At 24.2% G+C, this 14,850-nt stretch carries 10 protein-coding genes and 1 pseudogene; 6 read left to right on the top strand and 5 right to left on the bottom strand.

Annotated elements, in window-relative coordinates; translation table 4 throughout:
* The 3 genes from AB668_RS02690 to AB668_RS02680 form a co-directional block, all read right to left on the bottom strand.
* Positions 1-439 (bottom strand): hypothetical protein (locus tag AB668_RS02690; protein ID WP_152908034.1); only part of this gene is annotated, 439 nt, incomplete at its 3' end.
* Between the two features lie 246 nt (positions 440-685).
* On the bottom strand, positions 686-1,420 hold the full coding sequence (gene nagB, locus AB668_RS02685; protein WP_050517509.1) for a glucosamine-6-phosphate deaminase: 735 nt from the start codon (positions 1,418-1,420) through the stop codon (positions 686-688).
* 196 nt (positions 1,421-1,616) lie between these two features.
* Positions 1,617-2,447 (bottom strand): DUF3800 domain-containing protein, encoded by an 831-nt coding sequence (locus AB668_RS02680; RefSeq protein WP_050517508.1) that lies wholly within the window; start codon positions 2,445-2,447, stop codon positions 1,617-1,619.
* Between the two features lie 484 nt (positions 2,448-2,931).
* On the opposite strand from AB668_RS02680, the gene AB668_RS02675 reads away from it, so the two are divergent.
* Positions 2,932-3,888: a hypothetical protein gene (locus AB668_RS02675; protein ID WP_050517507.1), complete on the top strand. Its 957-nt coding sequence runs from the start codon at positions 2,932-2,934 to the stop codon at positions 3,886-3,888.
* A 38-nt stretch (positions 3,889-3,926) separates the two neighbouring features.
* Here the strand turns inward: AB668_RS02675 and AB668_RS05520 are convergent.
* Positions 3,927-4,095 (bottom strand): annotated as a pseudogene (locus AB668_RS05520) (IS3 family transposase); the annotation flags it as partial.
* 100 nt (positions 4,096-4,195) lie between these two features.
* Between AB668_RS05520 and AB668_RS02670 the strand changes: the two are divergent.
* The 5 genes from AB668_RS02670 (at position 4,196) to parC (ending at position 14,046) form a co-directional block, all read left to right on the top strand.
* A complete protein-coding gene (locus AB668_RS02670; protein WP_050517506.1) occupies positions 4,196-5,515 on the top strand; it encodes a hypothetical protein in 1,320 nt (439 codons plus the stop codon).
* A 97-nt stretch (positions 5,516-5,612) separates the two neighbouring features.
* Positions 5,613-6,413, top strand: coding sequence for a hypothetical protein (locus AB668_RS02665; protein WP_152908037.1), 801 nt, complete (start codon positions 5,613-5,615; stop codon positions 6,411-6,413).
* 285 nt (positions 6,414-6,698) lie between these two features.
* Entirely contained in the window at positions 6,699-9,320 is a 2,622-nt protein-coding gene (locus AB668_RS02660; RefSeq protein WP_050517504.1) for a valine--tRNA ligase, read from the top strand.
* A gap of 107 nt (positions 9,321-9,427) precedes the next feature.
* Entirely contained in the window at positions 9,428-11,365 is a 1,938-nt protein-coding gene (gene parE, locus AB668_RS02655; protein ID WP_050517503.1) for a DNA topoisomerase IV subunit B, read from the top strand.
* Between the two features lie 8 nt (positions 11,366-11,373).
* Positions 11,374-14,046 carry a DNA topoisomerase IV subunit A gene (parC, locus tag AB668_RS02650; protein ID WP_050517502.1) on the top strand — a complete coding sequence of 891 codons (2,673 nt, stop codon included), beginning with the start codon at positions 11,374-11,376 and terminating at the stop codon, positions 14,044-14,046.
* A 396-nt stretch (positions 14,047-14,442) separates the two neighbouring features.
* Here the strand turns inward: parC and AB668_RS02645 are convergent.
* On the bottom strand, positions 14,443-14,850 hold a 408-nt coding region (locus tag AB668_RS02645; protein WP_152908036.1), incomplete at its 5' end, for a transposase.

Raw genomic sequence — 14,850 nt, 5'->3', positions numbered from 1 at the left:
TAGTTTTTCTCTTACAGTATGCACTAGCAAAACCCTGTTTTATTAATCTTTTATCTAAATTAGAATATGAAATCTTATAACCAAATTTTTCTTTTAAACAACTATGATAATTTTTCAACGTCAAAAATGAACAACTACTGTTATTGTTCTCTCCTCCTGTTATTTTCATTTCTCCTTGATAAACTTCACCCAAGTTGTATATTGTTTCATCACTATATTTTTGCGCATTCTTGTTATTTACATTTTTATGAGAAAGTATTATCTCCTTTCCGGTATTTATAAAATCAAGATATTCTTTCTTATATCTTTTTATAGTAGAAACAGATTTATTAAATTGCTTTGCTATTGATAAACATGATCTTTTAGGATCCTTTGCAAAGATATCTAATATACATTTTTTAATTTCTGCATATGACTTATTGTCTAAAATAGTAAACATTCTAACCTCCTTTACCAATTATATGTTTTGGATCCAAAACATATAATTGGTAAGGTATCATTTTGTTTGATATTCCAGAATTTTCAAATACATTTTTATAAAACAAGATATTATGTTATTATATATGTAGGGATATTGTCGGGAAAGTGTACGTCACTCCGACCCACCAACGCCAGGTAAGTGTACGTCACCCTGGCCTTTTTTATTTTTAATTAAGTCTTGATAATAAAAAAGAGTTAATTTAAATTAACTCTCATAAGAATTTTCTAATTTAATAGATGCATCTTTGTCGATTATAATTGTTACATCTTTATGATTTTGTAATATTGAACAAGGTCATTTTTCTGATATATTACATTCTATTAAATTTTTAATAGCTTCAGCTTTATTAGATCCAGTTGCTATTAAAACGATTTTTTTAGCATTCATAATACTTTCTAATCCCATTGTAATAGCTTGTTTAGGTACTAAATTAATATTATCAAAAAATCTAGAATTCGCTTGTATAGTTGATTGAGTTAAATCAACAATATGAGTTAATGAATCAAAACTAGTATAAGGTTCATTAAATCCAATATGACCATTAACTCCTAATCCTAATAGTTGTAGATCAATTTGACCTTTACTTTTAATTAATTCGTCATATTTTTTTGGATCATTATTAAATTCAAAATTAGGTATAAAACAATTATCTAAATTAATATCTATATGATTAAATAGTTGTTGTTTCATAAAATAACTATAAGACTGATCGTTGTTTGGATCTATATTTTTATATTCATCTAAATTAAATACAGTTATATCTTTAAATGAAATTTCTTTATTTTTATACATATCAATTAATTTTTGATAAGTTTTAACAGGACTAGATCCAGTTGCTAAACCTAATATGCTATTAGGTTTTTGTTTTATTTGATTTGCTATGATTTCACTAGTTTTATTTGCAATTTGTTGATCGTTATTTAAAATTATTACTTTCATATTATCACCTTAAAACAATTATATATTAGTTAATAAATTATTAAAAATCATATACATATATACCTAGTAAATTATAGAATTACAATAATTATTTAAAGATAATAAAAAACAACTTCATTAAGAAGTTGTTTTGTTTGATCTTGTAATTTCACAATTTGAGTTTTAATTTCTAAGTATTAAAAATTACTCTGTCATATTATTTCTTTTTAAATATTTCAAAAACCTTTTTCATACTTTTTTGTTGTTTTTTAATTGTACTAAAACATATAGAATCAATTTTTCTAACAAAATTGTTTAATAAATGATCAGAATTTAAAAATCATTCTTTTGTTGAACCATTTAATAAATTAAAAGTTGATGAAACACAACCTACAAAATAATCACAATATCTTATTGTTGCACTTGAAACAGAGTTCAATTGATTGACTGTAATATCTAAATTCTTAAACTTAGTTTGAGTGTAAAATATAGTATTTAAATAATCTTCTAAACCACTAAGTTTGAACATTTTATTTGAATTTTTATCTTTAGGTATATCTTTTCTTTGATCTATATAAAGCTTGATTGTTATTTCATCTTTTAATGAAAGTTTTTTATTTTTTTCAAGTTTTTGTAAAATTCTTTCTATTGATAAAAACACCATCATATTGTAAATTGCATTAATATTTATAAAATCTGCTTGCCATTTTTTAAGATTAGAAACCATTACAAAATTATGTTGATTATGATTTTTTAGTTTATCAATTAAGTATTTTTTATTTTTATAACTCATATTGCTTCACTTAACTTCTTTATCATAATGTGATGAAGAAGTTTTATTAACATAATAGCTTGTAAGATCTTTTTCATATAAGAACCTATATTGTTTGATTGATTTTTCTGTTTTATTAATGTTTGAACTAATTTTATGTTTTATTTTTTCAATTTCTTGAGCATTATTACTTTCTAGATAAAAACCACCAACTACAAAAAAATCACTTGTTGGATTTCCACTTTCATCTATAAAAAAATGAATATAACGTTTCATCAATAAATCACTCCATAAAAAAAGAGAGATTCGTCTCTCCTGCACAGGATCCCGCGTACTTCACATCTAAATCGACATATACGCTTAAGTTTACTGAGGTTGTTCTGCGTCTTACATTATTATATTATCAATTATTTTTTATTCTGTAAATAAAATTATTATATTTTCTGTAAATAAAATTATTATATTTATCAGCTAATAAAATAAAAAATAAGCTTATTTCTAAGCTTATTAATTGTTCTTTTTGTTATTTAGCTTTCCACCGGAAAGCAGTGCTGGAAAAGAACCAAACCCCAGATAGTAAATATCAGATTGATATTTACAAATTAATATTATTGTAATAATTTGAACTTGTCAATTTTTTATATTTAAATCTAGTTACTATAATTGTAAAATAATAATTAATTAAAACATTTAAAAATAAAACTATCATAATTTTTAAATTCAATAATTAAAAAAGATCAATAACTTTTGGAGGTGTTTTATGAACGCTTTATCTTTTATATTAACAAATAATAAATCTTGAATTACTAATAATTTTGTTTTATCTTTAATAATATATCAAATATCTTTTATAGTTATTCAATTAATAATATTCTCATTAATGAGTATATTTCCTAATAATAAAATTAAAAAAGAGTTTAATAAACAGATTGATTTTACAAAAATCAGTTCTAATAATTATAGAACTACAGATCATATGATAGGTATATCTTTTATTTGTTTTTTACTTCAAATTCCTTCTTATTTTTCTCAACTTATTTTTTCATTAGAAGGGTATGGGGTTTTTGTATTTGTTTCTAGTTTTGTTTATATATTAATTTCATGAACTCACCTTTTTATTCAAATGACAATTAATTCTAAATTACACACTGAAAAGTTTGAAAGAACTCAATATTATGAACTTAATAGGTTAAAGTTTGTATATAAACCTTTTAGTTATAAGAGTTTTAAAATCACATTTAAAAATAAAACAAATTGAGCTATTAAAATGTATGATCTTAGATCTAAAATACATGAATACAAAATATTTTATGAAGGACAAAACCTAACAAGAAAAGATAAAAATTTAATGTTAATAACTGAAGAAAAAGGTAAAAAGAGCTTTACTGACTTTAATACTATATTTAATAATACCTATCCTCAAGAATGTATGGATGAACTCTTTTTAGAAGAGTTTTATCAATATTTAAGTATTTGATCGTCATTTTTTAGATATACTAGAAGATTTAATAGGAAATCTAATAATTTTAAAATTGAAATAACAGATAAAAAAGATACAAAAATTATAAGCCTTGATGAATTTAAAGAAGTTTTATTAAAGAATTCATTTGCTCTATTATATAATAAAAAAACAGTTGATAGAACTGTATTTGAACAAGCTGAACGTTATATAAATTACAATGGTCTTTGTGAACTTGCTTGATGATTACGTTTATAAAAAAATGATACAGTGGAAACTAGAACAAAATTATTAGACTAAATAGTTACTTTATTATACACACCTCATATATTATTGAGGTGTTTTTCATTTGAATTTTCTTAAAATTCTTTCACCGTTATATCATTCGATGAAGTTTTTAATATTTTCTTCTACTCTTCTTTCAAAATTGACAAACATTTCTGATTTTATAATTTTAAATTTATAAAAAATGTTTTTCCTTTGTTATGTATTTGACCACTATAAAAGATGTTTTTTTACCCTTTGTTATTTGATAAAATAACTAATAAGAAAGGTTGTGATAAATATGAAATTATTTAAAAGTTCAATAATTATTTCATTATCCATATTTGTCCTTAGTCCATTAATAAATTTCACAGGACTAACAAAACAACAGGTACAAAAAGTGGTATCAAATCAGCAAATGATTAAAAAAGATATCAAAAAAATTGAAGAAGAATCAAATTTTTACAAAAATAACTTATACAAAGAAAAACAAGTTGAATTATTTAAAGATGCCCCTAGGATCGATCAGTTTAATAACCTTATTGAAAGTTATAGTTTTAAATCTGCGAATCTTTTTAAAAATACTCATTTAAAGGATGACGGTTTTGAATTTATAAATAATAATAAAAATGAAATAAGAAAAAACTATATCAAAATTATAAAAGGTGAAATACTAATATCAGACATTTTATATAATTATAAAAAAATGATCGATAAGGATCACAATGAATATCTAAGAGCAAAATCTTTATATAACATTGAGTGATTTGATGAAAAATTATTTACAGAGATCACAAATGATAATGATGTTGAAACTTCATTATTAAGCGAGCAATTTAATTCAAATAATTTAAATTTTTATAAAATTAAAAAAACATCAAATTCTAACGAAGAAATTGAAATTAGTAAAAAAGACTTAGAAGTTTTACAAAATTTAAGCAATTTCAAGAAATTTTTGGATAAATATATAAAAAGAAATGATGCTTTTGTTTGAACAAATATAGGTTTAACTGCAGCAACATGAGCATTAGCAGCATCATATGCTGCTTGTTGGAGATTTGTAAGTGCGGCAATCACTACCGCTCAAGCTACTTATATGACAATTACATCTGTTAAAACTAGAAGAAAAGTAGAAAAACTAAAAAAAGAAAGGGATAAATTAGAAAAAATTGTTCACCAAGATGAATTGAATGTTTGAATAAATATTACAAGAGACATACTTTCGGATGGTAGCAAAGATTTAGGAAAATATATTTGAAAAAGGATTAGAAAAGCCATTAAATCAAAATACAAAGAAGCAATAAAATATTTATATTCAAAAAACTTAATTCATACAACTAACTTTATCCAACTTCTGAAAGATTTTTTTGGTATAACTGGTATTTCTAGAATGAAAAAGTTTAGTTTAGCTTTATCAACTTCTATTTATATGTTGAAGAATACAAATAAAAATCTTTACAACTTACTTACTCTTTTTCATAGCAGAACTTGGATAACAAGGTATGTGAATCCGGCAATTCATGCAGTCTTAAGTATAGCTACACTAATTTTAGATACAATAAAAACAATAGAAAACTATAGAGATCAAAAAATATTTGAAAAATTAATTGACTCATTATAATTGATTAATACTAGAAAGTGAGACAGATTTATCTTTGTTTTTTACAATTTTAAATTACATTATATTAATTCCAGTCTATTGTATAACATTATTTGTGTTGTATCATGTTATACAAAACAATATTCATAGAAAAAGTTTTCATGATTTATGTTTAGATTTTTTTGATGATTATTTAGATCTAAGTAAAGTTAGAAAAAGAGTTTTTAGATTAACATTTAAACTTTGACTTTATTTATTTATATGTATCGTTGTATTAATGTTTATAAATGTATGTCTTTCAACAGGTGTATTTATCTTAGATTCTACCTCATTAGGCGGTGTTGGAGACGGTGTTATATTGCCTTTATTATTTTTTCTTTTTGATGTTTCTTTAAATATTCAAGCTTATAAAAACCCATTCTTTATTTTCTTTTGTATATTTGTTATTAGTTGTATTATTCTAGCTATATTTAGTTTTATAAAACTTTTACCAACTAAATCTGAAAAGAAAGCATTATTAGAACATTGAGAAAAATGAAAAACTTTATATTCTAATAGTGAATATAGAGAAATAAAAGTGAAATTTCGATCAAGCTTAAAAGGTAAGGAAACTGACAAACTAAAAACATCACAATTAGATATTAAAGTATTTTTTTATAATAAAGATGTAAGTGAATTAAAATGTGCTATTTATTTTTTAAATTATTTAGAAAAAAATTGATATTTTATTAACAAATTTAATTTACATAACTCTATTTATTTATTAGATGAAGATGATGAAAATCTAGTATTAATAAACGGTGAAGATGATGAAAATCGAGTATTAATAAATGGTGAAGAGTGTAGAGATCCTAATAAAATAATAGAAGCATTAATAGGTAATTATTTTTATTTATATTTTAATAATAGAAAGAAATAAATTTATGTCTTTCTTCTAAAAACAGACTATTTGTCTGTTTTTTTTTTTTTTTTGTAAAAAATAAAATAAGCTTATTTCAAGTTTATCAATTGTTATTTTTGTTTTTTAGTATCATCATCAGCAATGCTGGAAAAGAACTTAACCCCAGATAGTAAATATCTGATTGACGTCTATAAAAGACTTAGAATATATCTTTAACATATCATGTGAATTATTTATTAAATATAACTATAGTTACAGTGTTTTATAATGTAAAATATTTATATTGATTGAAAGGAAATTTGTATGAAAAAACAGTTAGATTCAAAATACAACCATCATTTAGTTGAACAAAACAAATACGAAAATTGAGTTAAAAAAAATCTTTTTAAAGCTAATGTTGATTCACAAAAACCTAAGTTTTCAATTATTCTACCTCCACCAAATGTTACAGGTAAACTTCATATTGGTCATGCTTGAGACACTAGTTTACAAGATGCAATTATTAGATTTAAAAAAACAACAGGTTATGATACTTTATTTTTACCTGGTATGGATCATTCTGGAATCAGTACACAAGTTAAAGTAGAAGAAAAATTAAGACAACAAAATATAGATAAATATAAATTAGGAAGAGAAAACTTTTTAAAAGAAGCTTGAAAATGAAAAGAAGAATACGCATCAATTATTAGAAGTCAATGAGCTAAATTAGGATTGAGTTTAGATTATTCAATTGAAAAATTTACTTTAGATAGTGATGTTAATGATGTTGTTAATGAGATTTTTGTAAAATTTTATAACGATAATATTATTTATAAAGATAAACAAATAGTTAACTGAGATCCAATGCAAAAAACCGCAATTTCTAATATCGAAGTTATTTATAAACAAGTTGAAGGTAAGATGTATTACTTTAAATATATGTTAGAAAATTCTAATGAGTATCTAACTGTTGCTACAACTCGTCCTGAAACAATGTTTGCTGATCAATGTGTTGTTGTTAATCCAAATGATGAAAGATATCAAAAATATATTGGTAAAAATGTAATTAATCCTGTTAATAATCAAATTATTCCAGTTATTGCTGATAAATATGTTGATGTTGAATTTGGAACTGGAGTTATGAAATGTACACCTGCTCATGATGCTAATGATTTTGTTTTAGGTAAAAAACACAACTTAGATATGGTTGTTTGTTTAAATGTTGATGGTTATGTTAATGATGTAGCTGGAAAATTATATTCTGGATTAGATAGATTTGAAGCTAGAGCAAAAATTATTGAAAATCTAAAACAAAATAATTTATTAGTAAAAATAGAAGATATCACTCATCAAGTTGGTTTTAGTGAAAGATCTAATGCTGTAGTTGAACCTTATCTTTCAGATCAATGATTTGTTAGAATGGAAAAATTCAACAAAATGATTTTAGACTTACAAGCATCAAATAATAAAATCAATTTCTTTCCAGAACGTTTTAATGATGTTTTAATAAGATGAATGGAAAATGCTCATGATTGATGTATTTCTAGACAATTATGATGAGGTCATCAAATTCCTTGCTGATACAATAAACATACAAACGAATTATATGTATCAAAAACCGCTCCAGTTGATATTGAAAACTGAACTAGAGATGAAGATGTATTAGATACTTGATTTTCATCTGGTTTATGAGCATTTTCAACTTTAATGAATGGTCAAGGTTTTGATAGTAAACATTTCAAAGCATATTTCCCAACAAGTGTGCTAGTAACTGGTTATGATATTATCTTTTTCTGAGTTGCTCGTATGATTTTTCAAACTTTAGAATACACTAAACAAATACCTTTTAATGATGTTTTAATTCACGGTTTAGTAAGAGATGAACAAGGAAGAAAAATGAGTAAATCTTTAGGAAATGGAATTGATCCTATGGATGTTATTGAAGAAAATGGTGCTGATGTTTTAAGATTATTTTTACTAACTAACTCAACTCCAGGTCAAGATATTAGATATTCAAATTCTAAAGTATCAGCTTGTTGAAACTTTATTAATAAATTATGAAATGCTTCTAGATATGTGTTTATGAATTTAGATGATGATTTTAAATTTGATCCTAATTTCTATAAACAAGAAAATTTAGATGTTACTGATAAATGAATTCTAACTGAATTAGCTAAAGTTCAAAATTATGCATTTGAAAAAATGAATAAATATGAATTTGGATTAGCTGGATCTAGTTTATTTGAATTTGTATGAGATAAATATTGTTCTTGATATATTGAATTTGCAAAAATTAATTTAAATAATAATCAAACTAAATATAATACTCAACAAACACTATTTTATGTATTAAAAGAAATATTAATTATGCTTCATCCTTATATTCCTTTCGTAACTGAAGAAATTTATCAAACTATGGAATTAAAAGATTCTATTATGTTAGAACAATGAACTAATTTAAACTTAAGTTTTGATACTAGTTATATTAATGATGTAATTAAAATGATTACAGCATTACGTGAATTTAGAAATACAAATAAAATTAACAAATCACTAGTTTTAGAAGCAAAAATAGCTAATACTAATGATACTCACGATCAATTATTTAACAAATATAATGATCAAATTAATAACTTATTACAAACATTTATAAATACTAAAATAATTAAAGATCTAGATTCAGATAATAAAACTAGTTTATCAATTGATGAATACTTCTTAGAAATATCTAATGATCTATTTATTGACAAACAAGAATTAATTACTCAATTAGAAAACAAATTAGATCAATTACAAAAAGAAATTAATAGAAGTGAAAATATGTTAAACAATCCTAATTTCACTTCAAAAGCAAAACCTGAAAAAATTCAAGCTGAACAAGAAAAATACAAATCATATAAAGAACAATTTGAATCAATAAAAACCAAATTAGAAAGTTTAAAATAATAGGATAAAAAAGCACATAATGTGCTTTTTTAGTGTTTTATATAAATTAGTATTGATATATTAAACTATAATTAAATTATGTAAACACTTATAGAATGGGGTTTGTTATGGCAAAAACTACAAATTATGATGAATCAGCTATTCAGGTTTTAGAAGGATTAGAAGCAGTTAGAAAACGTCCAGGAATGTATATTGGATCAACTGATAGTAGAGGGTTACATCATTTAGTTTGAGAAATAGTTGATAACTCAATCGATGAAGCTTTAGCTGGATTTTGTGATGAAATTAATATAATAATTGAAAAAGATGGATCAATTACTGTTAAAGATAACGGAAGAGGTATTCCAACAGGAATGCACAAAACAGGTAAATCAACTCCTGAAGTAATTTTTTCAGTACTTCACGCTGGAGGTAAATTTGATACAGGAGCATATAAAACAAGTGGTGGATTGCACGGAGTTGGATCAAGTGTAACTAATGCTTTATCTAAAAGATTTAAAGCTACAATTTATCGAGATAAAAAAATTCATGAAATTGAATTTAAAAACGGTGGTAAATTATCAAAACCTTTAAATGAAATTGGATCAACTTATAAAACCGGAACTACAATTAACTTTTTGCCTGACGATACTATTTTTAGTACTACTGATTTTAGCTTTGCCACAATCAGTCAAAGATTAAAAGAATCAGCATTACTAAACTCAGGATTAAAAATTACTTTAACTGATGAAATTAATCATAAATCAGTTGAATATAAATTTGAAAATGGATTAGAAGAATTTGTTAAAGAACTAGTTGATGATCGAAAAGTTATAACAGATATTATTAACATAACTGCAGATTCTAGAAAAATCATTAGTGAAATTTGTTTACAATATACTGATGAAGATAATGAAATTATTTTAGGATTTGCAAATAATGTTAAAACTCCTGATGGAGGGAGTCATATTACAGGTTTTAAAACAGGACTAGTTAGAGCAATTAATGATTATGCTAGAAGTCAAAAATTATTAAAAGATAAATCTAAATTAGATTCAAACGATCTAAGAGAAGGATTAGTTGCTGTTGTAACAGTTAAAATACCTGAAGAATTAATTGAATATGAAGGACAAACTAAATCAAAATTAGGAACACCTGATGCCAAACCCGCTGTTGAAAATGCTGTTTATGAATTTATGAGTTATTGATTAATTGAAAATAAAATAGCTGCTCAAAAAATTATTGAAAATGCATTAATTAATCAAAAAGCTAGAGAAGAAGCAAGAAAGGCTCGTCAAGCAATTAAAAACGTTAAAGGTAAAAAAAATACTACTAGAATGATGTTAGGTAAACTAACTCCAGCTCAAGGTAGAAAAAAAGAAAATAATGAATTATTTTTAGTCGAAGGTGATTCAGCTGGTGGTAGTGCTAAATCAGGTCGTGATAGAATGTTTCAAGCTATTCTTCCTTTAAGAGGTAAAATCATCAACTCTGAAAAAGCTAAACTTGTAGATCTATTAAAAAATGAAGAAATCCAAACAATTATTAATGCAATTGGAGCTGGAGTTGGAAAAGATTTTGATATTAAAGATGCTAATTATGGAAAAATAATCATCATGACTGATGCTGATACTGATGGAGCACATATTCAAACATTATTATTAACTTTCTTTTTCAGACACATGAAAGATTTAATTATCGAAAAGAAAGTATATATTGCTTTACCTCCTTTATATAAATTAACTTTTACTGATAAAAGTTTTATCTATTTATGAGATGAAGAAGAGTTAAAAGAATTTAGTAAAAACTATAATAAAAAATATGAGATCCAACGTTATAAAGGACTTGGAGAAATGAATGCTGATCAATTATGACAAACAACAATGAACCCTGAAAAAAGAAAAATCATTCAAGTCACAATTGAAGATGGTTTATTAGCTGAAAAAATGTTTAAAACATTAATGGGTGATGATGTAGAAAAACGTAAAGATTGAATTAATGAAAGTGTTAAGTTTACTTTAGAAGATGATCAAATTAAATTAAAAGATAAAGAAATAGAATTGTAGGAATAAATATGAATCAAAACAAAGATGTAATTTCATATCCATTAGAACAAGTTTTAGGTGATAGATTTGCTCGTTATGCTAAATATATCATTCAAGAACGTGCACTACCTGATGTTAGAGATGGATTAAAACCTGTTCAACGTCGTATTTTATTTGCAATGAACGAATTAAACTTAACATTTGATAAAGCATATAAAAAATCAGCTAGAGTTGTTGGTGAAGTAATTGGTAAGTATCACCCTCACGGAGATTCATCTATTTATGAAGCGATGGTGAGAATGAGTCAAGACTGAAAATTGAATAATTGTTTAGTTGATATGCAAGGAAATAACGGATCAATTGATGGAGATAGTGCTGCTGCGATGCGTTATACTGAAGCAAGATTATCAAAAATTTCAAATCTATTACTTGAAGATTTAGAAAAAGAAACTGTTTTAATGGCTCCTAACTTTGATGATAGTGAAACTGAACCTACAGTATTACCTGGTTATTTTCCAAATATTTTAGTTAATGGATCAACTGGAATTGCAGCTGGATATGCTACAAATATGCCACCTCATAATTTAGGTGAAATTATTGATGCAACAATTAAAATTATTAAAAACGAAAATACTAGAATTGATACTATTTTAGATATAGTGAAAGGTCCTGATTTTCCAACTGGTGGAGTTATTCAAAACAAAGAAGGTATAAAAGATGCTTTTTTAACTGGTAAAGGAAAAGTGGTTATTAGTAGTAAATGACACCAAGAAAAAAATGATATTGTTATTGATGAAATTCCTTACGAAGTTGTTAAACAAGATCTAGTTAGAAAAATAGGAGATGTAATTGATTCTAATTCTGCATTAGGTATTAAAGAAGTTAGAGACGAAACTGATAGAAAAGGTTTAAGAATAGTAATTCAATTAAATGAAAAAGCTAATCTTGAAACTGTAAGAAAATATTTATTTAAAAACACTCCACTATCAATTAGTTATAACTACAACAACATTGTAATTGTTGATAAACAACCTAAACAATTAGGTTTAATTGATATTATTAAAGCTTATATTACTCACTACAAACAAGTATTTACTAAAAGAACGCAATTTAATTTAAATAAAGCTAATAATAGATTAGAAATAGTTTTAGGTTTAATTAAAGCTTTATCGATTTTAGATCAAATCATAGAATTAATTAGAAAATCAGAAAATAGAAATCAAGCTATTGAAAATTTAATCAATAAGTTTAGTTTTACAAAAAATCAATCAACTGCAATTGTTGATATGAGATTATATAGATTAACTTCAACTGATGTTGAAAAATTAAATCAAGAAAAAGATACTTTAAATGTAACTATTAAACATTTACAAGATATTTTAAATAATAAAGAAGTTTTAGATCAAGAAATTATTAATAGATTAAAAGAAGTTAAAAAAACTTTTGCTGTTGATAGAAAATCTCAAGTTAGTGAAATAGTTGAAAATCTAGAAGTTAATCAAAAAGAAGTTTTAGTTGAAAAAGAATTTAATCTATGAGTATCTAAAGATGGATATATTAAAGCAATTGATAATAATGTTTTATCTAAAAATGAACTAGATACTTTTGAAAAAAAACCAAATGATATGTGAATATCAACAGGACTTGTTTCTAATTTAGAACATTTAATTTTAGTTTCAGATAAAGCAAATTATTATTCAATTCCTTTATATAAAATAGCAATGAGTAAATGAAAAGATATGGGTGTTCATATAAATACAGTTGCTACAATGAGTGGTAGTGAAACTATTATTAACGCTTTTGTAGTTAAAGATTTTGATAATGCAACTCAACATATTATGATGGTTTCAAAAAACGGTTTAATTAAAAGAACTCCAATAGTTGATTTAAAAACTAAAACTTTTACTAGATCATTTAAAATTATGAAATTAAGAGATGATGATCAATTAGTAAGTGCTGATTTAGTAACTTCAAAAACAAGATATTGTGCAATAGTTACTCAAAATGCATATGCTGTTAGATACAATATTGAAGATATTCCAGTGCAATTAACTAGTTCAAAAGGAGTTAAAGCAGCTAATTTAAAAAATGATTATATTGTTAGTGCAATTAGTTTAGAAGATAATAGAGATATTATTTGTTTTACAAATAAAAATACTTATAAAAGAATCAATCAAGATCAAATTCCAATTTATATAAGACCTAAACGTGGGGCAAGAATTTTATTAGAAAAAAAACGTAATAAAGAAAATGTTTTATTTAGTTATGCAATTGATAATAATTCAATAATTCAAATACTAGATAATCAAGATCAAATCACCGATATATATACAAATTCTATTAGAAAATCTTCAGTTGATAGTCCAACAACTAGTTGTGAAATAGAAAATATTGAATTTGTTAGTGTTAAACAATTAATTAGAACAACAGCTTTTGATAAACCCGCCACTTCAAATAGTGATGAAGAAAATTACACTTCTAAAGTTGAAAAACAAAAACAAGCTAAACAAAATAAAGTTAGTTCTAAAGTAATTGTTTCAAAAGAAATTAAACAACAAGCTACTAATAAAGCTAATCAAATAAAAGGAACCGATTTAAGTTCTTATTTAGATGATATTAGTTCAGTTTTATCTAATTTACATTCAGATACAAGTAAAAAACAATTAGACTTTGATGATCTATTTGAAGAAGATGACGAATAATAAAAAAAATATATTGAATTCGTTATTTTAGTTTGATATTATTAAATTAATTAAGTTAATACTTAATTGTTGATTGGGAAGAAGGTCAACTGGACCCGGGCCGACTTTGGGTGAAACCCGAAATAAATAGACCACACAACTTCGAATAGAGGTTGTGTTTTTTTATTTTTTTCCTAAAACATATTGAAGGGATTTAAAAATATGAAGGGAAAAATATATAACCTGAACTTTTCACGTTCGTGTGACTAGTTTGGGTTTTTATTAATATCTTTTGTGCATTGATTTACATCTTTTTCGGTTATTTTTAATGCAGATAAAATTATCTTTCCTACGTTTCCCACTTTAAGCATAAAAATAACAGTTTAAACTTATAAACCTAAATTTATAAGTCAACTGTTATTTTTTTAAAACTTCTAAAAGAGTGTGATAAGTATCTCAACTTTCTTTTAACTCATCATTAAACACTTGTATTGTTTCTGTTTTTTGTTTGTTTACAAATATCTCAATTTCTTTGACATCTTTAATAACGTTAATCATTTTATGTTCAGTAATTCTATTTTTACCTTGTAATCCTAATCTAGAATTCAAAAGGTAAACTACATAATTTAAAAACACTAAAGATACAAAACATAAACAAATATATCCAACAATATGATTTCATGTTGATAAATACATCGGACGAAGTGACAATTTACCTTTTAACGTTTTAAAATTAGATTCAATTTGTCACTGTTTTGAATATAAATTTACAATATCAACTACAGATAAATCAGTTCTATTTGTTTCATAAACATAATATCCATC

The sequence above is a fragment of the Mycoplasma sp. HU2014 genome (genome assembly GCF_001199495.1).
Lineage (GTDB): Bacteria > Bacillota_I > Bacilli_A > Mycoplasmatales > Mycoplasmataceae > Mycoplasma.
This window is presented reverse-complemented; position numbering and strand designations above follow the sequence as displayed.